This is a genomic window from Pseudorhodoplanes sp. (assembly GCF_050250235.1).
Classification (GTDB): domain Bacteria; phylum Pseudomonadota; class Alphaproteobacteria; order Rhizobiales; family Xanthobacteraceae; genus Pseudorhodoplanes.
This window is the reverse complement of sequence record NZ_JBFWPA010000086.1, coordinates 1-21,893: the sequence shown is the minus strand read 5'-3', so window position 1 is coordinate 21,893 and position 21,893 is coordinate 1. Positions and strand designations below refer to the sequence as shown.

Sequence of the window (21,893 nt, the reverse complement as noted above, 5' to 3'; positions counted from 1 at the left end):
CGATCCGCGCCGCGGGGCGGCGTCCGCCGGCCCGCTATCGAAACAGACGGCGTCAACGCCAATGTGAAGGCGGGATCGACCCACTCGGGCCACTCAGAATCGGGACCGGCGGCATCCGAAAAAAGGTAAGCTCCCGAGCTGCACATGATGGGTACGGCACAGTAAGGCTGCACCTATCTCTCCTGTGGCTGCATTGAAAGCTCCAGAGGCGGCAAAGTTTGCCTGCCTCTGGCACCTGCTCCACGTGAGCCATGATCGTTCGAAAGCTTCATCAAGAACGGCAGACACTCCTTCGTGTTCTTCGCGTCTACCGCTTGTCGCGCGTCGATGACGCAAAACGTCTGCTGCGCCAGTTTGATGGCGTTCGACCAAATTTCGAAATGCCAAGCGCCCGGAACAATCTCCCAATCATTCTCAAGTTGATAATCCCAGTAATGAGTACCGCCGGTTTGCACGCTCTGGGATTGCTCACTTGCCGAATATCGAAGGCCTTTCGGATCGCGAAGACCAGCAGGCGGAAAGCGGATCACGAATCTCAAATCTACGTCCGTGGTTGCGGCACCGGACACGACGTAACGGATCCCGAAGCGAACACCGAGATTGCCATAGACAACGACACCTTCGCTGATAAGCCGAGGATTCACCACGGTGTTTAGGACGCCTGTAGCTTCTTTCGTAACCGTTCTTGCAACAGTTTCCGCTTTATAGACTCCCTTCTCGATGATCCTCACCGACAATTGGGCTCGCGCCGCGTTACAGCCAACCAGTGTTATTGCGCCCACGATTGCACTGTAGGTCGCAGCCTGGCTCATCCGCAGCCAAGTAGCGCGTTTACGCTCACTGGTTTGAATGGTGCCGCGAACATCGCTAATTGCGTGCATGCAAAAAACAGCATCAAAGATGGCTGCTAGGATTTTCATTGTTGTGGCCGTGCACGAATCGGCCCCCCGATATCTTAGAAGAAGAGCGGGGCATGTACGGAAGACTTCAACCGGCATGCCACCGCGAAGGTCGAAGCTACTTGGCTCTCTCAATCTTGGTCACGGTGAACTGGCCTTTGATCTTCTCAAGGTCGAATTTCACCTTGTCGCCAGCCTTGACCGATTTGAGCATTGCCGGGTCCTGCGCCTGGAAAACCATCGTCATTCCATCCATGTCGAATTTCTTGATGGGTCCATGCTTGATCGTGAATTTTCCTGCCGATTCATCGATCTTGGTCACTTGACCATCAATGAGCTGCGGGTTCTGCGCCTGGACCGCGTCGCTTTGGCTGATGGCCATCGTCGGAGCGCCGAACACAAACATTGCGGCGGCAATCATCATCATTCTTTTGGTCATGTTTTCTCCGTTTGGTTTGGTAACAGATCTACTTCACACCGACTGTGCCGGTCATCCCAGCTTCGCGGTGACCGGGGATAAGGCAGGCAAATTCAAACGTCCCCGCCTTGCTGAAGCGCCACACGATCTCGGCTTTTTTCTTGGGCTGCACCGTTTTGCTGTTCGGATCGTCGTGCTCCATTTCCGGGTTTTTCTTCATCTCTTCGGCATGCTTGAGGTTATCTTCGGTGCTCGCCAGCGTGAATTCATGCGGGATGGCGCCGGCATTGGTGACGATAAAGCGGACTTGCTCGCCGCGCTTCACATCGACCCTGTTCGGGATGTAGACCATTTTCCCGTCATCGGTTTCGCGCATCGTCACCGGGACGATCCGCGCAGGCTTCTTCGGGTCGCCGGGCTGGCCCGCCGAATACTCGCCGTGGCTATGGGAATGCCCGGGCTGGCCGGGACCAGCCAGCGCAACAGGCGCGATCGAGAGAAAAGACAATGCTGCAGCCGTCAGTAGCGCGGCATTCAGCGGTTTCGGCAAAGGCAATTGTAATGACATGGACTTCTCCTGTTGGTTTCTAATGTTTGTGCTTTGCGGGCCGTTTCGAGCCGGGTTTGACGACATCGAATTCCATCCGCGTCTTTTCAGCCGATGGCGCCGGACCCTGGCGCATGGCCTGCGGCGCCGTGCCTTTGAATTCGTAGGCAACCGTGCCGGGCGGATGGTCGTAATCGGGCGGGTCCTTGTAATCGTCGCGTCCGATGCCCTTTCGCACCTTCACGACCGAGAACATGCCTCCCATTTCGACAGGGCCAAACGGGCCAAAGCCGGTCATCATCGGCAGCGTGTTGTCCGGCATCGGCATTTCCATTTCACCCATTTCCGCCATGCCCGCCGATCCCATTGGCATGTAGTCCGGCACAAGCCGCCTGATCGCACGCTGCGCGGTCCGTTTGTCCACACCGATAAACGTCTTCACGTCATGTCCCATTGCGTTCATCGTATGATGCGACTTGTGGCAATGGATCGCCCAGTCACCCATTTCGTCGGCTGTGAAGTCGAACACTCGCATCGCTCCCACCGGAACGTCCGTCGTCACTTCAGGGATGCGGGCCGTTTCCGGTACCCAGCCGCCGTCAGTGCAAGTGACCGTGAACGGCGCACCGTGCTTGTGGATCGGGTGGTTGGTCATGGTAAGATTGCCGATGCGGACACGAACCTTATCGCCGTAATTGCAAACTAGCGGATCGATCCCGGGAAATACGCGGCTGTTCCAGGCCCAGAGATTGAAGTCGAGCATCGTCATGACCTTCGGCACATAGCTGCCGGGGTCGATGTCGTAGCCCGCCATCAGAAACACAAAGTCGCGGTCGACGCGCTGGAACTTCGGATCGGCCGGATGGATCACCAGAAAACCCATCATGCCCATCGCCATCTGCACCATCTCATCCGCATGAGGGTGGTACATGTGCGTACCGCTTTTCGTCGCCACGAACTCATAGACGAAGGTTTTGCCCGGCTTGATATGCGGTTGCGTCAGCCCACCGACGCCGTCCATGCCGCACGGCAACACCACGCCATGCCAGTGTACGGTTGTATGTTCGGGCAACTTGTTGGTGACAAAGATGCGGACTTTGTCGCCTTCGACGCATTCGATCGTGGGCCCTGGCGACTGGCCGTTATAGCCCCAAAGATGCGCCTTCATACCCGGCGACATTTCCCGAACGACCGGTTCGGCTACGAGGTGGAATTCCTTCCATCCATCCTTCATGCGAAATGGCAAAGTCCAGCCATTAAGCGTGACCACCGGTTGATAGTCAGGGCCGGTCTTCGGATAGAGCGGCGGCTGCATTGCAGGAGATTCCTGGATAACAGCCTCCGGGATTTCAGAGGCTTTGCCGCGCCCGCTCACGAGCGCTGCACCCGCCAGCACTAAAGCGGAACTGCCAATGAAGTTTCTGCGTGATTTGTCCATGAGCTTTTTCTCCTTTAGTGTCCGGCGCCTTCAGCCGCAGCCATGGCCGGACCTTTTGATTCACCTTCACCGCCGCCGCCGCCACCTCCAAGTATTGCCGCCCCGAGATTGGTTGCAGCAATCCAGAACGCGCGTTCGGCTTCTATAGCGGCGGTGGTTGCCGCAATGCGCGAACGCGCTTCTGTCAGAAGCGTGAACACGTCCACCTGCATCGCGTTGTACCGAAGCAGAGTCTCGTCCGAGATGATTTTGCGCAGGGGCAGAACTTCGCGCTGATAGTGCCGCGCGATGTCGTAGGCCGCGCGGTACGTCCGGTATGCGTCACGCGCCTCCGAGCGCACGTTGACCGCTTTCGCTGCCAAGCGATTGACGGCCTGCATATAGCTTTCTTCGGCCTGGCGAACCTTCGAGGTTCCAAGGTCGAAAATTGGAATCTGAAGTTCGATCTCTATCCCACGCTCTTTCTCGACTTCGACGACGCCTTCTTCATTTGTAACCTTGACCCGCTTTTTGATGCCCGAAAGGTCGAGTACCGACACGAAGCGCGTGGCGTTCGTCAGATCGAAAGAAGTGGAGAGCGCTTGCACTTCCATCCGGGCGATTTGTAGATCGAGACGTCTCGCGACGGCTGCACGCTCGACATCGGGCTGCGCGTTCGGTCGGGCCGGCACGCGCGGCAAGCTTGTCGGTAGCTTGAACGCGGTCTCTGCCCCCCATAGCCCCATAACGCGCGTCAGGCGTTCGCGTTCTGTGGAGGCCAACTGACGAGCTTGCGCGAGTTGTGCCGTTAGTTCAGCAAAGAAAACTAGATTCCGCGCTTGGTCGAGCTTGTTCATCGTGCCCGCTTCGCCGAGCTCTTTTGAAAGCTCCGTCGCGGCCTGAGCGGCGGATTGCGACTGAACAAGAAACCCCGCGATAACTCCCGCCGAAATCGCCCGATAATAGTCACGGCGGGCTTCGGTTGCGACCCGCAGGGTCGTTTCTGCAGCCTTTAGCTGCGCCTGACGAAACCGATCCGCAGCGATCTTGGCCTTGGTTGGCAGCGTCAGAAGCGAAAGAATGCTGCCGATGATCCGGGCCTCGATCTCTAAGCTACCCGCACCCGCGATGCGCTCAATCGTGAAAGTCGGATTTGGAGGCAGGCTGGCCTGCACCATCTGCGCTTCGGAAATCCCCAGTTCGTTATAAGCTGCTTGAAGCTCGCGATTGTTCAAAAGCGCGATCTGCACCGCGTCGTCGGCCGATAACCGCCTGGCCAGCAGCCTGTCGACTGTTGCCCGGGCTGCGGCGGCGTCCTCTTCCGATCGGATCGCCAACACCTCTTTGCCAAGAGGCGCCCCGCCAAATTCCTCCACGGCACTCATGCCGCGATCAGGAGAAAAGGATGCACATCCCCCGAGCGCAAGCAGGCTGGCCAGAACGCCGATCCGTAACGAACGGGCCGATCCCATGCATGCCTTCATTGCGCTTCTCCTTTCGGAGTAACGCGTTCGTTTCGCTCACGCCATGGCATGGGCGCGACGGGGCGCTGGGATGAATAACCGGCAAGCACGGGGCTATAGCGAACAGCGCGCACCGGCGCGTCCGGGTCAGCGACGGCGAGCGACACGGACGGTGCCGTCGTGCAGCCCGCGAGCGCGGCCAACAGCAGAACTGCACTAGCGAACCGCGCTGCGGATATACTGAATAGCCTCGGGCCCCGCGCGATTGCGGAACTAACTGCCGAACAATGCGTAAGCATGACACCCCACCAGATGATTGACGAACCTTGCTCGCCCGCACGGACTCAACGTCCGCACGCGCGCGAGCACCGATATGCGTCAATCAAACGATGGGAGGGCGAATGATCCGGCCGGGGCCTTGACCGTCGACGCCATTTGACGGGAAAGGAAGAATCCGCGACGCGATCGGCGGCGCGGGCAGATCAACCCGAGGCTCGCTCGTCAGTGCCGTTACGGAAAACAGGCCGCAACATGCAGCGGCGGGTCCTTGCGAGTCTTCGGAATCCGGCGCCGCTGCCTTACCGGCATGGCTGTGAACCGATGCGTCCGCATGGTCGTGACCGGACATACCGGAATGCTCGTGCGCAGATTTTTGCTGGTTCAAACAGTGGACGTACCCGCCAGGGCCGGCGAACGCGAGAGCAATGTGCGGCGTCAAGACCGTCAATGCGTAAAGCACGGCCAAAAACACGGCCGCCCTCAGGCGCATTCTGCGGGTCACAACGCTCAGCATCTCTGCAATCACACTCCACCAACCAAGATAAGTCGCCCAGGTGCTTTTGCCAACAATGATTTTGGTCCGCTCTCGGCAACCTTCCCATAAGGAAAGCCTAGAGCCATGATTTGGAACAATCTTTACAAGCTGGAACTCAAAGTGCCTTCGAACATTCTTACAGCCGTGCCCGATCGGCAACGGGTTTTCCCCTGCGCGGCGACCGAACGGCAGGAGCGGCACCGCGGCTCAGATCTGCCATGATCGGACATTCCGCGCGATTTTCGCCGCGGCAGGACCGTACAAGGTGGCGAAGCGTCGCAATCATCGTTTCGAGATTTTCGGCCTGTTCCTGCAGCTCGCCAATATGCGCGTTTGCAATCGCCCTGACATCGGCATTACCCCGCTCACGGTCGCTCCATAGCAGCAGCAATTCTCGAATACGGTCGATGGAAAATCCCAGATCGCGGGCCCGACGTACAAATGCCAGCCGGTGCACATCAATAGGATCGTAATCCCGATAGCCGCTATCTTTACGTGTCGCTTCGGGGAGCAACCCGATGCTTTCATAGTAACGAATCATCTTGGCCGAAACGCCCGAAGCGCGGGATGCCTGCCCTATGTTCATTGACTACCTCCGTATCGCCAAACAGACCGAACTTAAGCCGCACAACCGCCTGCAAAGGCGCGGCATTATCGTGACAATGATTATACAAAGAGCCGTATTCTTACAGCGTCAGGTGGTCGAAGTGCTCGGCGAACAAGACCGCAGATAGCGTTCGTGCATTGCGCGAGGCCGCGCGGGCGTTTTTATTCTGCCCGCTGGGTCTGTCCCGCTACCAAGAACTTTAGTCGGGCCGGCGCCGGCTTTGCACGAAATACGAACGATAATAAAGCGCTACGACGATTGCTGCGGGGCAAGCCCAAAACAGAATCACGATCAGCGTCCTTCACCAAAAACCCGGCCAGAAACATGACGCCCTTAGCCCTGCCGTACTCAACACGCCGTTTACGTGGCGCGGCGTTCGCGTTGAGCCAAGGCGATGAACCGTAACTGCCAGCAGCAAACCCGCCTGGTGAACGTTCGTTAAGAAAATAACGACCAAGCTCAACTCGGTGGCTGCGTAAAATAATTGCGGCGCCGGTTCGCGCGATGCCCATCATGCCGGGTGGTTTTGACGGTGCAGCAGCGCTGCCGCTTGTTGAAGTCCAGCACAATCATCACGGTCGCCAGCACGGTCATCACGGCAACCGGCACCTTCACCATGGTAACCGGCACCATCATCACGGCCACCGGCATGGTCACCACGGACACCGTCATGGCCATAATCATGGCCACCGGCACGGGCACCACCACCAACGACGTCATCATCACTGACGCGCAGCGCGGATTAATGCGAATGGCCGGCGGCTCACCGCCGGCCATTTTTTTGTACTAACGCGCCGGGCCACCGTGAATATCGTCCAGCAAGGGACTGTCAATGGAACCCGCATCGATATGAATGTGACCCGGCACGGCATGCTCGCGCGCATGTGCCGCGCGCCAATCGCGCTGCGAGGAGCGTTCTTCGACACGCGTCGACTTGGTGCTTGCGCGAGTGTTGCCATGAATGCCGGTTTCTAACTCCTCCCGGTTCTGTGCGCTCGCAACGGCAAGCGATGCGACAAGTAGCGCCACGGCAACGACTGGCTTGGCAAAGTGCATGGTAGTCTCCTCGAAGGTGGACACGCTCGTAGGTGAGCGCTCATCAACGAGTTCGGCTTGGCCGCACGCTTGGTTACAAGGCCAGCAGTCTTAATTGAATGAAGTTATGCCCAGCGCAGCAAGCGCGGCCCCAGCAGCGCGCCGATCAGTCCCATCTGAACAATGGCGAGGGTGTAAGATACAGCTGCGAGAGTGATAAACTCGTCGTGGCAATGAAAGGCGTAGCCGAGGGCGCCGATGCAGCCGGAAAGCACGCCGATATGCAGTCCTGCACGGGACAGGTCTACGGGGGCAAATGCTTTCACAGTAAAGACCAGTATGACGAACGCCGGAATAGCCAACAAACTGACGTGCAATAAGCACGCGACCACCGATTGATGCAAAAGCTCGTGCTGAAGACCGCCGGGATGCCGTGCAGTCACCTCGTCGTACGACAACACAGCGAGTATCAGAAATGGAACAAGCGCTAACTTCAGCTGCAACGAAACCTTGCGCCCCGGCGACGAAAGGTCCCGGACGATAGACAAGCTGGCCAAAAGCAGGCTCACGAGAAAAGCGATCTTGAGCATGAATACTGGCTGCATCAGCTGCTGCGGGGTCCATTCGAGGGGTGCCAGGAACGCATAAGACAGTCCGAGCGTCACGATGGTGGCCGCGGATACGGCGGTTATCAACGACGCAGGAATGCTCCGCCTCGGCCTCTGTCCTACTTCGGCGCTCAGCCGCTCGATCAGATCGTCTGGATTCACGAACCTATCACTCCCTTGAGCAACTTGATCGCGCGATGGACGTTCACTTTGACAGCGCTCTCGCTGCTGTTCGTTTGCAACGCGGCCTCACGAACGCTAAAACCTTCGATCTTAACAAGCTGCAGTAGCGCATTCATGCGGGCTGGCAATTTGGCCATAGCCTGGCGCAGGGCCAGAGTGGTTTCGGCATCGGCCTCGCCGTCGGCAATGACAGTGACGGCGTGCTCAAGGGATAATTCGCTGCCTACGCTTCCCGATCGCCGCATGTAGTCGATGAGCTTGTAACGTGCGATTGCTGTAACCCATGCAGTCACCGGTGTTTCACGGTCCCAGGTATGACTTTTGCGATGAACCGCGAAAAGCGTGTCCTGGACCACATCTTCTACGTCAAGGTGGTGCTGACGTAGGGCCGCGAGCCGCTTTTTGAGATGCGTCCGCAACGCGCTACGCAATTCCGTCAGGAACTGGCCGTAGGCCGCCTGGTCGCCGCTAAGTCCCGCGGTCAGCTTCGCGGCGAGGAGGTGTTCGTGCTGGCGCATGCCGTCCTGGGATTACCGTACTGCCTCCAGTTCGAGCGAGTCGGCCAATAGGTTACATGACGGTCCCATAAAATTCTGCGCTGCTTCCATGGACAACATAGCAAATTCTGGCCGTCCGTGAAAATGCGAGGTTGCGCCCGCGCCCGGCGTTCGCTACCTAACTAATATGTCAAACCAGGTTACCAGCAAAATGCCTGGAACTCGCGCATTGCGCGCGGGGCTTGCGGTATTCATGGCTGTATTTCTCGTGGTTTGCGGGACGGTTCACGCGGTGGCCCACGCCGCCCAATCCGCTCCTTCCGCGATTGTTGAGGTCTCTTCTGTAGCCAACGATACGTTAGCCGATGATCGGTTAAGCGCGGATGCATCGCACTGCCAGTTCTGCAATGCGACCTCAATGCCGTTTTCTTCGGTCACGGCCGAGCGTGACATTCCGGCGACTCAAGTTGCCGGCCCACCCTCGTACGACCTCGTGCGGCACTGGAAGAAAAGCGACCCTCCACCTCCTAAATCCTGACTCTAATCGGATGCCGCTTGCGGCATCGCGAGCTTCCGTGTCGCGCTGGTGCGCGCACGACGTCGTGGCGCGCGCCGCGCCGCGTAGCAATGAGCAGGATTGTCGATGGCTTTTTGTGGGTGTTCGCTGCGTGTCCTCTGCGCAGTCGTTGTGGCGACAGGCTTATTCGCGTCGCCCTCCTTTGCGAACGAACCTTCGCGCGTATTGACGCTAAAAGCCGCGTTGCAGCGTGCTTTGGCGCTTAATCCGCGCCTCACCGCGGCGGAGCGCGAGGTCGGGATCGCGACAGGCCGGCGCATCCAGGCGGGCGCCATACCAAACCCCGAGGTTTCATTTGAACTCGACGATGCGTTTGGCACGAACGAATATGCGGGCACGCGGAGGGCGGAGACCACACTCCAACTCAGCCAACTCATAGAACTCGGCGGCAAGCGCAGCGCCCGCATCGCTGCTGGCGAAGCAGAGATCGACAGTGCCTATTGGCAACGTCAAGCCACGCGCCTTGAGATTGCGTCAGAAACCGCCACCGCGTTTGTGTCTGTACTGAGCGCACAGCGGCGCGTCCAAATCTATGACGCCCAAATCGCCGGTCTCGACCGCATGACGCCGCTGCTGCAGCGCCGGGTCGATGCGGGCGCGTCATCACCGGCTGAGGTAGCGCGGGCACAGGTTGCAGTTGACCTTGTGCGGGTCGAGCGCGAGCGCGCCAAAACGGCACTGGCGACTGCACGTCGCGATCTTGCGATATTAATGGGCGACCGAATTCCGCGTTTTGTTAGTGTTGTCGGTCAGTTCGCCTCTGTCGGGCGGCCACCGGCCTTTCAGACCGTGCTGACGGCGATCGACGGCAATCCACAGCTCATGCGTTGGACGGCCGTGCGCGCGCAACGGGAGGCGGAGCTGTTGACCGCAAGGCTCAAGCCAACGCCTGATATTCGGTTATCCGGCGGATGGCGCCATTACAACGAAACCGGTGACAACGCCGTGCGCCTCGGGATCTCCATTCCGATTCCGGTGTGGGACCAAAATCGCGGCGACATCCTCGCCGCTCAGGAGAATCTGCAAAAGAGCCATGCCGAGCGCGACATCAATAGACAAGCGCTGATCACCATTGCAGGCCGCTCCTACGACGCCATTCAGGGTGCGCTCGCTGAAATTAGTTTGCTTCGCAACTCGGTACTTCCGAATTCCCGCAAGGCCATCGAGGGAATTGAAGGCGGCTATTCGCAGGGACGTTTCTCCCTGCTTGAAGTTCTTGACGTGCAATCATCGGCTACACAAGCCGCTATCCGCGAACAGGAAGCCTTGTTGAGTTTCCACACGGCTGTCACGACCATTGAAGGGCTCGTGGGCCGCCCATTCATGCTCAACGTCACGAGACGAAAATGAAGGCCACCATCAGGTTTCTGTTGCTAGCAGTTTTCTTTGTTGGAGCTGGCTATGCAACGATGCAGATGCTGCCGGCGTCAGTGGGCAAGGCCCCAAGCGGCGGGCACGGGCATGGCGAAGAAGGACACGCGGACGGCGGCGGCGCTGTGATGAACGACGCCAAGGTGGCTGCGGCGGGAATAGGACTTGAGACGGCCGCGCCGGCAGTGCTGCGCGACGCATTCAAGATTAACGGCGTGCTGCAGCCTAACCAGGAGGCCGTGGTCGCAATCACCCCGCGCTTCCCGGGGGTGGTTCGTTCGGTGCTCAAGCGCATCGGCGATAAGGTCGCAAAGAACGACGTGCTTGCCACGGTCGAAAGCAACCAGAGCCTTACCGTCTACGAACTGCGTTCTCCTATTGCTGGTACGATCATCGATAGGCAGGTGACGCTCGGCGAATACGTCTCAGAGCAGAAGCCTGCGTTTGTCGTCGCCGATCTGTCGTCAGTCTGGGCAGATTTCGCCATTCCGCGTCGCGATCTTCAGCGCATCAAGGTCGGAGACACCGTCCTCATTGACACGGAGGACGGCGGCAAACCGGTAGAAGCCAAGATTTCCTACCTGTCCCCTGTCGGGGCAAGCGAAACTCAAAGCGCACTCGCGCGCGCCGTGATCGCAAACCCTGAGGGTCGACTGAGACCTGGCCTTTTCGTGGCCGGTCGCGTTGTCATGACAGAAAAGCCTGTTGAACTCGCCATAAAGCTCAGCGCCTTGCAGACCCTCGAAAACCGAACCGTCGTGTTCGTCCGGTCCGGTGAGAAATTTGAGCCGCGCGATGTCGAGCTCGGCCAACGCGACGGGGAACACGTAGAGGTCACGTTCGGCCTTGAGCCCGGCGACGTATACGCCGCCAAGAACAGTTTTGTCGTGAAAGCTGAAATCGGCAAGGCCACAGCCGCACACGAGCACTAGAGAAACACGTCCGATGATTGACCGAATATTAGAGTTCTCAATCCGGCAGCGTTGGCTGGTCTTGATAGCCACGCTTGGCGTGGGCGCGCTGGGCGCCTGGAACTTCACGCGACTACCGATTGACGCGGTGCCCGACATCACCAACGTGCAGGTGCAGATCAACACCACTGCGCCGGGCTATTCTCCACTTGAGGTCGAGCAACGGATCACTTTCCCGATTGAGACCGGAATGGGTGGCCTGCCAAATCTACAATACACTCGCTCGCTGTCTCGCTACGGGCTGAGCCAGGTGACGGTCGTGTTCCAGGACGGAACGGATATTTATTTCGCGCGGCAGTTGGTCAACGAACGCATTCAGCAGGCTAAGGACCAACTTCCGCCTGGTACGCAAACCGCGATGGGCCCGATCTCAACCGGCCTCGGCGAGATTTTCATGTACGCGGTAGCCGCGAAGCCGGGCGCTACAAACGCCGACGGCAAGGCGTACACGGCAACGGACCTCAGAACCATCCAGGACTGGATCATCAAGCCGCAGCTTAGAACAGTTCCCGGCATCGTCGAGGTCAACACCATCGGTGGCTACGAGAAGCAGTTCCACGTCCTCCCCGACCCGGCTAAGCTGATGGCGTACAAGTTGTCATTCCGGGACGTCATGACAGCCCTCGCCGCCAACAATTCAAATGTCGGCGCGGGTTACATCGAGCGAAACGGCGAGCAGTACCTCGTGCGTACCCCGGCTCAGGTCGCGAATATTGCCGACATAAAGGACATAATCATCGGCTCGCACCAGGGCGTGCCGATACGTATCAGCGATGTCGCCGAGGTGACCGAGGGCAAGGAGCTCCGCACCGGCGCCGGAACCCTCAACGGCGAGGAATCGGTCATAGGTACGGCCATGTTACTCATCGGCGATAATTCGCGGGATGTGGCGCAACGTGTTTCGGCACGCTTGGACACCATTTCCAAATCTCTCCCCGAAGGTGTCTCGGCGACCAAGGTCTACGATCGGACGACGCTGGTCGAGGCGACCATCGCAACAGTCGAAAAAAACCTGATCGAAGGCGCCCTGCTGGTTATCGCGATCCTGTTTCTTCTGCTTGGCAATATTCGCGCCGCAATTGTTACGGCCTGCGTGATTCCACTTTCCATGCTGATTGCAGTGACAGGCATGGTCGAAAAGAAGGTCAGCGCCAATTTGATGAGCCTGGGTGCCATCGATTTCGGCATCATTATCGACGGCGCTGTGATCATTGTCGAAAACTGCCTGCGTCTGCTCGCGCATGCCCAGCACGAGAAGGGCCGACTCCTGACCCGCGATGAGCGATTTGCGACTATTCTAGCTGGCTCTCGCGAAGTCGTTCGACCAAGCCTCTTTGGCATGTTGATTATCGGCGTGGTGTATCTGCCTGTGCTCACCCTCACGGGTGTCGAGGGTAAGATGTTTACTCCCATGGCCCTTACCGTCCTGATGGCGCTGGCCGGCGCCTCATTGTTGTCCATCACCTTTGTTCCGGCGGCTATTGCTCTTTTCGTGACGGGCCGCGTGCAAGAACACGAAAACTGGTTCATGCGCGGCGCTCGGCGCATCTACACGCCTTTACTGACCGCATCCATCCGCAACCGCATGGCGGTAGCGATGTTCGCCGTATTCCTCATGGTAATGACCGGGATTGTGGCATCACGTATGGGCGGCGAATTCATTCCGAGCCTCGACGAAGGCGATATCGCCACGCATGCCATGCGGATTCCGGGCACCAGCCTAACGCAGGCTGTCGACATGCAGTTGAAGTTGGAAAAGGTCATCGCGGAATTCCCGGAAGTGAAAGAGGTGTTTTCGAAGATCGGTACTGCCGAGGTTGCTACCGATCCTATGCCTCCGAACGTCGCGGATACGTTTATTATGCTGAAGCCACGTGACGATTGGCCGGACCCTAAACGCACCAAGGCCAATCTTCTTGCGGCCATCCAGGCCCGCGTGGAGGACGTACCGGGCAACAATTACGAGTTCACCCAGCCGATCCAGATGCGGTTCAACGAACTGATATCCGGCGTACGCAGTGACGTGGGCGTGAAGGTCTTCGGCGACGACCTCGATACACTTCTGCAGATTGCCAATCAGGTTCAGTCGGTTGTGCAGGCGATACCTGGAGCCGCAGATACAAAGACCGAGCAGGTTTCTGGGTTGCCCGTTATGACCATCAAACTGGATAGGCCGGCGCTTGCGCGCTACGGCCTGAGCGCACAGGAGGTTCAGGCCATTGTCGAGATCGCGGTCGGCGGCAAGGATGTTGGTCTCGTGTTTGAGGGCGACCGTCGCTTTGACCTTGTGGTGCGGTTACCAGAGGATTTGCGCGTCGACCTGGACGCCATCCGCTCACTGCCAATTCCGTTGCCTGCAGCTGCTGAAAACCAGCCCACGGCGGTTAAAACAGTATTTGGAAACTCTCCCCTGCTGCGCATGCGTTACATACCGCTGTCTGCGGTAGCGAGCATTGAGGTCGCACCGGGCCCAAACCAGATCAGCCGAGAAGATGGCAAGCGGCGGGTTGTCGTAACCGCCAACGTACGCGACCGCGATCTCGGCTCCTTTGTCTCCGAAGCTCAGCGCGCGGTCGCTGAGAAAGTAAAGCTGCCACCGGGATACTGGATTGGTTGGGGCGGGCAGTTTGAGCAGCTGGTGTCCGCCACCAAACGGCTCACGCTGGTGGTGCCGATCGCGCTCATGCTTATTTTTATGCTGCTGTTCATGAGCCTGGGCTCAGCCGCTAATGCCGCGCTGGTTTTCAGCGGAGTGCCACTGGCGCTCACCGGTGGCGTGCTGGCTCTGGTGCTCCGGGGAATCCCGCTCTCAATCAGCGCGGGCATCGGTTTCATTGCCCTGTCAGGCGTCGCTGTTCTCAACGGTCTGGTCATCATCGCGTTCATTGAGCGTTTGCGCGAGGAAGGCAAGCCCTTGCTCGAAGCCGTCACAGAGGGCGCGCTCACGCGTCTTCGTCCTGTGCTGATGACCGCCATGGTGGCATCTTTTGGATTCGTACCGATGGCAATTGCCACTGGCGCGGGCGCCGAGGTGCAACGACCGCTCGCCACCGTGGTGATCGGCGGCATCATTTCGTCGACCATTTTGACGCTGCTGGTTCTGCCGGCGCTCTACGTCTTGTTCAGGCGCGAAATCGCGCCTGCGGTAACGACGCCTACCCCCAAACCCACTGAACAAGGAGCACACTCATGAAATTTCTTTTGGCTGCGGCACTTTCGCTGGCGCTGGTTGGCAGCGCGTCTGCGCAACACAAGCACGGCGCCCATAAGGGTCCGAATGGCGGTCCTGTTGAAGACGTGGCCGGCGTTCACGCGGAGTTTGTCTCGTCCGGAACAACGGTGACGTTCAATATCCTGGACGAGAACAACAAGCCGCTCAGCGCAAAAGGCATGACGGGCACGGTTCTGATTGTGAACGGCAGCGACAAGGAAACCGTCAAACTCTCGGAAGCCGACAATGCGCTTAAGGGTGATACCAAGAAGGCGGTAGCCCCGAAGTCTAACGTGACACTCATGCTGAAGACTCCCGCCGGCAAATCTGGGCAGGCGCGTTTCACCATGGAGAAGTGAGGATCGCGGGGCCACCTACCTCTAATGGCGCTTGTGCTTCAGCTCCTCATCATTTGCCTGCTCGCTGGCCTTGCCGGCCAGCAGGCGCAGGCGGAGCGACCCCTGCAGCAGCACCTCGGCGCTCCGGTGGACAGCATTCCGGAGGGCATCACCCAGCCGGAGTTGCAGGAACTGGTCTCGATCGTGTTCCAGGAGGGACACCAGGTCGATTTCGGATTGCTGTGTGCCGCGTTGAACATTCAGCACATGTTCGACGATTGCCACTTCCGTCAGGTCTCCGTGCGTCTGCCTTCCGAAAAGGACGAAGTCCTTTCTTTTAACGTACCGGACAAGGGCAGCCGAGGCGTCGCGCTCGTTATCGTCTGCCATACGGCTCACGACGTGAACGAAATCTTCGTGGTGTCCATGTCTGCATCTTTACGTAAGGCGTTCGTGGCTGATCTCGATGGTCGTTTCGCGGAGACTGATGTACGGACGGTCGAAAACACCTTCAAGGTCGACATGGCTTACTGGGCGAGAAACCTGGGTCGTGTCTATGACGACCTCGGGTTGCAGAAGCCTCCCCATCGGCGCTGAACCTTGGGCCGCGTAAAGGAGCAGAAGATGACTCGTTATCGTTCGATCGCCCTCAGCGCCGGCTTGTTGTTCTCCGCGGTACAAGCTGCCGGACAGAATAGCGCTCCGGTGAAAATAGTTGGTATCGGCGCCACAAGCTGCGCGCGATTTACAACGGAAATTGCTGCGAATTCGGACGCCGAGCGGAACTACCTTGCCTGGATGCAGGGTTATATGAGCGGGATAATGGTAGGCCGACCTGCCGGCGTTGATGAGGGCATCGATTTGGCGCCGAACGCGTTTCCGCTCGCGGCACAGGCAGTGTTCATGCGCGAGTTTTGTGCGAAGCAGCCAAAGAGCGATTTCGCCGACGGCGTAGAACAGCTGTATGTAAGACTGAAGAAGCTCAATGGAACGTGACGCAGGAGAAGAGAGGGTGCGTAATGAGTGACGGCCATGCGCACGGCGCGTCCGCGCTGACAGCAGCGGGCCGGCATAAGTCCTCCTTATACATCGCGCTAGCGCTCACTCTCGCTTACATGGTCGCTGAGGTCATCGGCGGCCTGATCACGGGAAGCCTGGCCCTGCTGGCAGACGCGGCTCATATGCTCACCGACGCGGGCGGCCTCGCATTGGCGTTGTTCGCCATCCACTTTGCCCAAAAACCGGCCACGCCGCGGAAGACGTACGGATACCTGCGGACTGAGATCCTCTCCGCAATGGCCAACGCAGTCGTGCTGCTGCTGCTCACATTTTATATTCTTTACGAAGCGTACCAGCGTTTTCTCAATCCGCCGGAAATACTCAGCGGGCCGATGTTGGCCGTTGCGGCGGCAGGCCTGGTCGTCAACTTTATCAGCATGCGGTTGCTGGCCTCAGGTTCGTCGGAAAGCCTGAACTTGAAGGGTGCATATTTTGAGGTTCTGGCTGACATGCTGGGGTCGCTGGGCGTAATCCTGGCTGCCCTCGTGGTGATGTTCACCGGCTGGACGTTGGCCGACCCCCTCATCGGCGCGGGCATCGGTCTATTTATCGTTCCGCGTACCTGGAGCCTGCTTTCGCAGGCTACCCATATCCTGATGGAGGGGGTTCCGGCGGAAGTTGATATTTCGCTGCTCGAAAACGCTCTCAAAGATATTCCTGGCGTTACTGCCGTCCATGACATCCACGTCTGGACGATCACGTCCGGACTGGATTCAATGAGTGGCCACATTGTCATCGGCGAAGGCATTGACTCCCACACTGTGCTTCGCGCCGCAAAGACGGTATTGGAAGAGAGATTTCACCTGCAGCACGTTACGATCCAGATTGAAGATCAGCGCTACCTGCAGGAAGAATCCCGGCTACTCGTTTAGGGGTAGAGCAACGCAATGCCGAGGGAGCTGCCGCAGCGGGAATTCGGGAGTGAGCGAGGACAAATCCGCAAGGCGGCCGTGCAGTCCACAGCGTTATGCATTGTCGCTATGGTCGCGGGCTATGCCTTGTTGCCGAACTTGTTTCAATTTCCCGAGACGATAGCGGACCGTCTGGCTTTCGCGGTGCAAGCCGACATTTTCGTGCTGGTCTGGGTTCTCTTCGGAGTCGGGCTGGTGTCGCGCGGCCGCAGGCACTCACCGGCCGACATCAATGGCGCCCTATCCGGGCCGCCAGGTCCACGCATCGCCGTTGAGGCGGCCTTCCTGCAAAACACGCTTGAGCAAGCCGTGCTTGCCGTCGGGTTGCACCTGGCGCTCGCGACCCTCCTGCCCCGAAACGCAATATCGTTGATAGTCGTGTCGGTTGTGTTGTTCGGTTTGGGCCGCGCTACGTTTCTGCACGGCTACCAGAAAGGGGCTGGTGGAAGGGCATTTGGAATGATCACGACCACACTACCAACTTTCGCTGGTTATGTCGTCGCTTTGGGTCTCGTCTTCGGCCGGCTTCTGGTGGGGTGAGATCGTAACTCTAAGCCCCACTGGCCAGTGTCTAGTCTAGGCAAGACGTGCAATCGTGGAACGCGCTGACGTTATAGTAATCAGCATTTTTATAGATAAAGCCTGTCACTCCAATCGCACTGTGATCAGTGATGCGCGTTTTAACTTCATGGAATAGTCCCTTTAGGGCTTTGAATTGGGTCGCACTTCCCGCACGCCATGGGGCGACATGCGCAGTAAGCGCATGGCGTTTGCAGTCACCAAGACTGTTGCGCCGGTATCGGCCAGGATTGCGGGCCATAAACCAGTGATTCCGGCAATGGTCGTCGCTAAAAACACGGCCTTCAATCCAAGCGCGATGGTGATGTTTTGCCATATATTGCGCATTGTACGACGGGAGAGATCGACCATTGCCGCAACATCGCCGACGCGGCCGTGCAACACGGCGGCGTCTGCGGTTTCCAACGCTACATCGGTGCCACCTCCCATCGCGATCCCCACATCGGCGGCCGCCAACGCAGGCGCGTCGTTGATGCCGTCGCCGACTTTACCAACAAGTTCACCGCGACGCTTGAGGTCTTCTACGAACGCCATCTTGTCCTGCGGCAAGAGTTCGCCGCGTACCTCAATTCCCACGTTTTTTCCGATCGCTTCCGCGGTGCGCTTGTTGTCGCCTGTCAGCATTACAACCTTCAGGCCCGCATCTTTAAGCGCCTGCAAACCCACCTTGGCATCGGCGCGCGGCTCATCGCGCATCGCAATCAATCCAGCGACAGCCCCGTCCGCAATCAGAACGGAGACGGTCTTACCCTCACCATTCAAGCCCGCAATGCGTTCGCTTTGCCCGATGCTTAATGCGGACAACTCGCCTGCGGCTTGCGGCGATCCTAGAAAAACGGCTTGTCCGCCGACCGTGCCGGTAACGCCCTTGCCGGAAATCGCCCGGGCCTCTCCCGCCGGCGGAATTGGCACTTTATCGCTCTTGGCGCGACCGAGAATTGCAAGCGCCAACGGATGACTCGAGCCGGCCTCCAGCGCGGCCGCGAGCGAAAGAATCTGCCGCTCATCAAGAGTACCAGGCACCAAATCGGTGACGACTGGCTTGCCCAGTGTGAGGGTCCCCGTCTTGTCAAAGGCTATGGTGGTGAGGGTTCCAAGTTGTTCGAGGGTCGCGCCGCCTTTTATTAGCAGTCCGCGGCGGGCACCTGCCGAAAGCGCGGAAGCGATCGCCGCCGGCGTCGAAATCACCAAAGCGCACGGACACCCGATGAGCAGGATTGCCAACCCCTTATATATCCACTCGCTCCAACCCGTGCCTGCAAACATCGGCGGCAACACCGCGACGGCCGCGGCAAGCGCAATGACACCCGGGGTATAGTATTTCGAGAACCGGTCGATGAAACGCTCGGTTGGCGCTTTGCTCTCTTGCGCTTCTTCAACAAGGCGGATGACGCGCGCGATCGTGTTGTCGCGCGCAGCTGCTGTGACTTTGATATGAAGTGCTCCGTCGCCGTTGATCGTGCCGGCGAATACAGCCCCTTCCACACGTTTGCGCTTTGGAACGCTTTCGCCCGTCACGGGCGCTTCGTTGATCTCGCTCTCCCCCTGAACAATCACGCCGTCTGCCGGGATACGGTCGCCAGGGCGTACTAGGATGAGATTGCCGGGTTGCAGCGTGTCCGCCGCCACCACTTTGGTCTCGTCCGGATCAAACAGCAGCGCAGTCTTGGGAACCAAGGCGGCAAGCTCCTGAATGCTGTTGTGTGCGCGCGCCGCCGCGACACCTTCCAGCATCTCGCCGATCAAAAACAAAAAGACCACGATCGCGGCTTCTTCGGTTGCACCGATTGCTACCGCGCCGACCGCTGCGATGGTCATCAGCATCTCAATCGAGAAGGGCGTACCTGACGCCGCCGCCGAAAACGCGCGCCGCGCTACCGGCACAAGGCCAATGCCAAGCGCTGCGATGAAGGCCGCAAATTGAATGGCGGGATAAATCGTTCCCGCTGCATAGGCGAGCGCCAGCGCCAGGCCGCTTGCGCCGACCAGCAGGGCCTTCCGACTCTGCCACCATGGCTTCCGCGGCTGCGGCGCAGCCCGTTCTTGCTGGCCGTTTACGGCACGCATCAGCGAGGCGCGGTAGCCTAGCCGATCGACCGCCTGCCGCAGATCATCAAGATTGGCATCCGCGCCGTGCTGCACCGTTAGCACGCCGGCGTTTACGGCGACGGAGACATCATTGACCCCGGCAATACGCCGGACGGCCGTTTCCACTTTTGTGCCGCACGCAGCGCAATCCATGCCTTCGACCCGAAACCGCGATGACAGCAAAGCGCTTTCCATTCATCCTCCTTTTGCCGGATCTTGCCGGGCGCATATGAAATTGGCCGCAATCAGCCACAGCACGCCACTTGTTATAAGCACGTCCGCGGCATTAAACGCGGGCCAGTGCCAGCCGCCGGCATGAAAATCGATGAAGTCCGTTACGCGACCACGGACAAGCCGATCGATCAGATTGCCCAACGCGCCGGCGAGAATAAGGCTCAGGCCTGCGGCGTCACCCCGCTCACCGCGGGCCAGCATCCAGGTCAACACGGCAATGACCGCCGCGGTCATGGCGATGAGCGCGATTTGCGCCGCCTGGCCGCCATCCGCGAAAAGCCCGAACGAGATGCCCGTGTTGAATCCGAGATGAAGCGCGAGAAAAGGGGTCAGCGCCAACGGAACGCCGGACTCAAGTGCATGCATCGCCCACGTCTTGGTGATTTGGTCGGAAGCGGTTCCAAAACCGACCACTAGCAGGGCAAACCGCAAATGCTGCGCGCGTTCATTCATGGGGCTTTTTCTCTTGTTAGCCCGAATCTACATCCTCTAGTGACTAGAGGATCAAGGAGAATCGATGCGCGTATTGTCTACCGGCAACGCCCCCCGCCAGACCGGCGTCAAGGTGCCCACCATCCGTTAACGCCGCGGCAAAACAACAATCGTCGTATTTATGATGAACACGCCATGCGGCGTCTCTTCTACATCCGGCATGCGCGCAACCTCCGCTTCGAGGTCTTGGAAATTGCGACCTTGCTCTCACTGCGGGAGACACCCCGAAGTCATGCCGCGAGGCGGATCAGATCGCACACGCGCCTTGCCGACGTGGAAGCGCGTACCGAAGCTCCAGATACTTAGAGCGGAGCTCAAAGATATGATCGACGGCTGCGCTCAGGGAAAAGGTTCGAATTGTCATATTATCGGTGATCGATGACCGGCCCTGCGCGTAAACGCAACCGGCCGCGCGAATTCGGCTTTTCCGCAACTCTACCCGGGGCGGCGCTCGGACGCTTCAATCCCAGGATTGCCGCCGGAGCGATGGCATTTTCCAATGTGACAGCGATCGGAGATTCCCTGCGCATCAAACGCAACCTCATGGACGAGCTAGGACGGCGCACTCGATTTACCTTCGCCGCGCGCGGAGAATGGTTATTCGCGCCGTGAAGTGAGTTTTGCTTTTGAGGGTTTTCACGTCCGTGAATCCGGCTTGCTTGATCAGCTCGACCCAGGTGCCATCCAAATGGGCTGCCGTCGTGTGCGATCCGAAATAATACGCAAGCCCGCGCAATAGGCGTCGTTCGATCGCGGTAAACGGCTTGTCGATATCGGCAATGAAAACACTCCCTCCATGTCTCAAGACGCGCCGAATCTCCTTCAATAGCGCCAATTTTCCAGCCGGCGGTAGCGGGTGAAGAGCCATTGAGCAAAGGACGACATCAAAAGACCCCGACCTCCTGTTGAAGCGTTCGTTGTGATACGTGATCGCTTCTGAGCCTTCTTCGGTTTGTCCTCCATCCAGATCGACCACGGAAAACCGCGCCTTGGGGAGCGCTGCAGACAAGATCGGGGCGATTCCCGATTGCCGCATTTGGACTTCAAGAACCCGCTCGCCATCGAAAATAGACACATCCGACGCCATCGCCTCACGCCATCCGGCTTTACGCAACTCATAATGATAGAGGACATGAAATCCTGGCCTGAACAGACGAAAGCGCCATGAGTCGATCCACCTTGCGAAAGTGTTCGGCATTCGCCGCACCGCCTCGACGTTGCAACCTTTAGCGCGGCAACGGTCTCGGCGCCTCGGGCGGCGCTGCCGTTACGGGAATCTCCTGCGGCTCAGACGCCAGTGCATCCGGGCGGCTAATGTCGCCAAGCGAACGGCGCGTGTGCTCGTCCAACACAACAGAGGCCTCCGCGCTCGCGGCCGCCAAGGCCATTTTTTTCAACGAGGGATGGCCGCCGCCGTCCTGATACACCAGCCGTACCGCTGACAGACCTTTGGTGACAAGGGCTGCCGCGGCACTATCGTCTTTCGCGGTTTTTGCTGCGATTTCCGAAGCGAACGCCGGTTCTCTTGCGAACACATACCGTCCACCTGACACCGTCCAGATGGGTTCTTGTGC

General features: G+C 58.8%; 23 protein-coding genes and 1 pseudogene. 9 read left to right on the top strand and 15 right to left on the bottom strand.

Features of this window, described 5'->3' with window-relative positions; translation table 11 throughout:
• Positions 1–173: 173 nt before the first annotated feature.
• The 11 genes from AB7F49_RS27210 to AB7F49_RS27160 form a co-directional block, all read right to left on the bottom strand.
• Positions 174–920 carry a DUF3859 domain-containing protein gene (locus tag AB7F49_RS27210; RefSeq protein WP_428528242.1) on the bottom strand — a complete coding sequence of 249 codons (747 nt, stop codon included), beginning with the start codon at positions 918–920 and terminating at the stop codon, positions 174–176.
• A 97-nt stretch (positions 921–1,017) separates the two neighbouring features.
• Positions 1,018–1,281, bottom strand: coding sequence for a copper-binding protein (locus tag AB7F49_RS27205; RefSeq protein WP_428528256.1), 264 nt, complete (start codon positions 1,279–1,281; stop codon positions 1,018–1,020).
• A gap of 85 nt (positions 1,282–1,366) precedes the next feature.
• Entirely contained in the window at positions 1,367–1,885 is a 519-nt protein-coding gene (locus AB7F49_RS27200; protein ID WP_428528240.1) for a cupredoxin domain-containing protein, read from the bottom strand.
• 19 nt (positions 1,886–1,904) lie between these two features.
• Positions 1,905–3,302 (bottom strand): multicopper oxidase family protein, encoded by a 1,398-nt coding sequence (locus tag AB7F49_RS27195; protein WP_428528238.1) that lies wholly within the window; start codon positions 3,300–3,302, stop codon positions 1,905–1,907.
• A gap of 14 nt (positions 3,303–3,316) precedes the next feature.
• Complete coding sequence (locus tag AB7F49_RS27190; protein ID WP_428528236.1) at positions 3,317–4,765, bottom strand: TolC family protein; 1,449 nt, start codon at positions 4,763–4,765, stop codon at positions 3,317–3,319.
• A gap of 361 nt (positions 4,766–5,126) precedes the next feature.
• Positions 5,127–5,717: a hypothetical protein gene (locus AB7F49_RS27185; protein ID WP_428528234.1), complete on the bottom strand. Its 591-nt coding sequence runs from the start codon at positions 5,715–5,717 to the stop codon at positions 5,127–5,129.
• Positions 5,695–6,144: a Cu(I)-responsive transcriptional regulator gene (gene cueR / locus AB7F49_RS27180; protein WP_428528232.1), complete on the bottom strand. Its 450-nt coding sequence runs from the start codon at positions 6,142–6,144 to the stop codon at positions 5,695–5,697. The genes AB7F49_RS27185 and cueR overlap by 23 nt, the downstream gene beginning before the upstream one ends.
• 480 nt (positions 6,145–6,624) lie before the next feature.
• Positions 6,625–6,942: a hypothetical protein gene (locus AB7F49_RS27175; RefSeq protein ID WP_428528230.1), complete on the bottom strand. Its 318-nt coding sequence runs from the start codon at positions 6,940–6,942 to the stop codon at positions 6,625–6,627.
• A 9-nt stretch (positions 6,943–6,951) separates the two neighbouring features.
• On the bottom strand, positions 6,952–7,221 hold the full coding sequence (locus AB7F49_RS27170) for a hypothetical protein (protein ID WP_428528228.1): 270 nt from the start codon (positions 7,219–7,221) through the stop codon (positions 6,952–6,954).
• Between the two features lie 104 nt (positions 7,222–7,325).
• Positions 7,326–7,970, bottom strand: coding sequence for an NrsF family protein (locus tag AB7F49_RS27165; protein WP_428528226.1), 645 nt, complete (start codon positions 7,968–7,970; stop codon positions 7,326–7,328).
• On the bottom strand, positions 7,967–8,509 hold the full coding sequence (locus AB7F49_RS27160; RefSeq protein WP_428528224.1) for a sigma-70 family RNA polymerase sigma factor: 543 nt from the start codon (positions 8,507–8,509) through the stop codon (positions 7,967–7,969). The genes AB7F49_RS27165 and AB7F49_RS27160 overlap by 4 nt, the downstream gene beginning before the upstream one ends.
• 622 nt (positions 8,510–9,131) lie before the next feature.
• Between AB7F49_RS27160 and ihpA the strand changes: the two genes are divergently transcribed.
• From ihpA to AB7F49_RS27120, 8 genes are all read left to right on the top strand, one after another.
• Complete coding sequence (gene ihpA, locus AB7F49_RS27155; protein WP_428528254.1) at positions 9,132–10,415, top strand: divalent metal ion exporter subunit IhpA; 1,284 nt, start codon at positions 9,132–9,134, stop codon at positions 10,413–10,415.
• On the top strand, positions 10,412–11,368 hold the full coding sequence (gene ihpB, locus AB7F49_RS27150; protein ID WP_428528222.1) for a divalent metal ion exporter adaptor subunit IhpB: 957 nt from the start codon (positions 10,412–10,414) through the stop codon (positions 11,366–11,368). The genes ihpA and ihpB overlap by 4 nt, the downstream gene beginning before the upstream one ends.
• Positions 11,369–11,381: 13 nt before the next feature.
• Positions 11,382–14,600, top strand: a complete 3,219-nt coding sequence (locus tag AB7F49_RS27145) for an efflux RND transporter permease subunit (RefSeq protein WP_428528220.1) — start codon at positions 11,382–11,384, stop codon at positions 14,598–14,600.
• On the top strand, positions 14,597–14,977 hold the full coding sequence (locus tag AB7F49_RS27140; protein WP_428528218.1) for a hypothetical protein: 381 nt from the start codon (positions 14,597–14,599) through the stop codon (positions 14,975–14,977). The genes AB7F49_RS27145 and AB7F49_RS27140 overlap by 4 nt, the downstream gene beginning before the upstream one ends.
• 24 nt (positions 14,978–15,001) lie before the next feature.
• Positions 15,002–15,553, top strand: a complete 552-nt coding sequence (locus AB7F49_RS27135; protein WP_428528216.1) for a hypothetical protein — start codon at positions 15,002–15,004, stop codon at positions 15,551–15,553.
• A gap of 27 nt (positions 15,554–15,580) precedes the next feature.
• Positions 15,581–15,952, top strand: coding sequence for a hypothetical protein (locus AB7F49_RS27130; RefSeq protein WP_428528214.1), 372 nt, complete (start codon positions 15,581–15,583; stop codon positions 15,950–15,952).
• A 23-nt stretch (positions 15,953–15,975) separates the two neighbouring features.
• Positions 15,976–16,887: a cation diffusion facilitator family transporter gene (locus AB7F49_RS27125; RefSeq protein WP_428528212.1), complete on the top strand. Its 912-nt coding sequence runs from the start codon at positions 15,976–15,978 to the stop codon at positions 16,885–16,887.
• A gap of 108 nt (positions 16,888–16,995) precedes the next feature.
• A complete protein-coding gene (locus AB7F49_RS27120; RefSeq protein ID WP_428528210.1) occupies positions 16,996–17,466 on the top strand; it encodes an MAPEG family protein in 471 nt (156 codons plus the stop codon).
• A gap of 162 nt (positions 17,467–17,628) precedes the next feature.
• Here AB7F49_RS27120 and AB7F49_RS27115 read toward each other — a convergent pair whose 3' ends face one another.
• Entirely contained in the window at positions 17,629–19,788 is a 2,160-nt protein-coding gene (locus AB7F49_RS27115; protein ID WP_428528208.1) for a heavy metal translocating P-type ATPase, read from the bottom strand.
• Positions 19,789–20,280 carry a signal peptidase II gene (lspA, locus tag AB7F49_RS27110; RefSeq protein ID WP_428528206.1) on the bottom strand — a complete coding sequence of 164 codons (492 nt, stop codon included), beginning with the start codon at positions 20,278–20,280 and terminating at the stop codon, positions 19,789–19,791. It lies immediately after the preceding gene.
• On the opposite strand from lspA, the gene AB7F49_RS27105 reads away from it, so the two are divergent.
• The gene (locus AB7F49_RS27105; protein ID WP_428528204.1) at positions 20,260–20,625 is read left to right on the top strand and encodes a MerR family DNA-binding protein; all 366 of its coding nucleotides are present in this window, start codon (positions 20,260–20,262) and stop codon (positions 20,623–20,625) included. The genes lspA and AB7F49_RS27105 overlap by 21 nt on opposite strands.
• A gap of 265 nt (positions 20,626–20,890) precedes the next feature.
• Here the strand turns inward: AB7F49_RS27105 and AB7F49_RS27100 are convergent, their stop codons facing one another.
• Entirely contained in the window at positions 20,891–21,517 is a 627-nt protein-coding gene (locus tag AB7F49_RS27100; RefSeq protein WP_428528202.1) for a class I SAM-dependent methyltransferase, read from the bottom strand.
• Between the two features lie 28 nt (positions 21,518–21,545).
• Positions 21,546–21,893, bottom strand: a pseudogene (locus AB7F49_RS27095) (hypothetical protein); the annotation flags it as partial.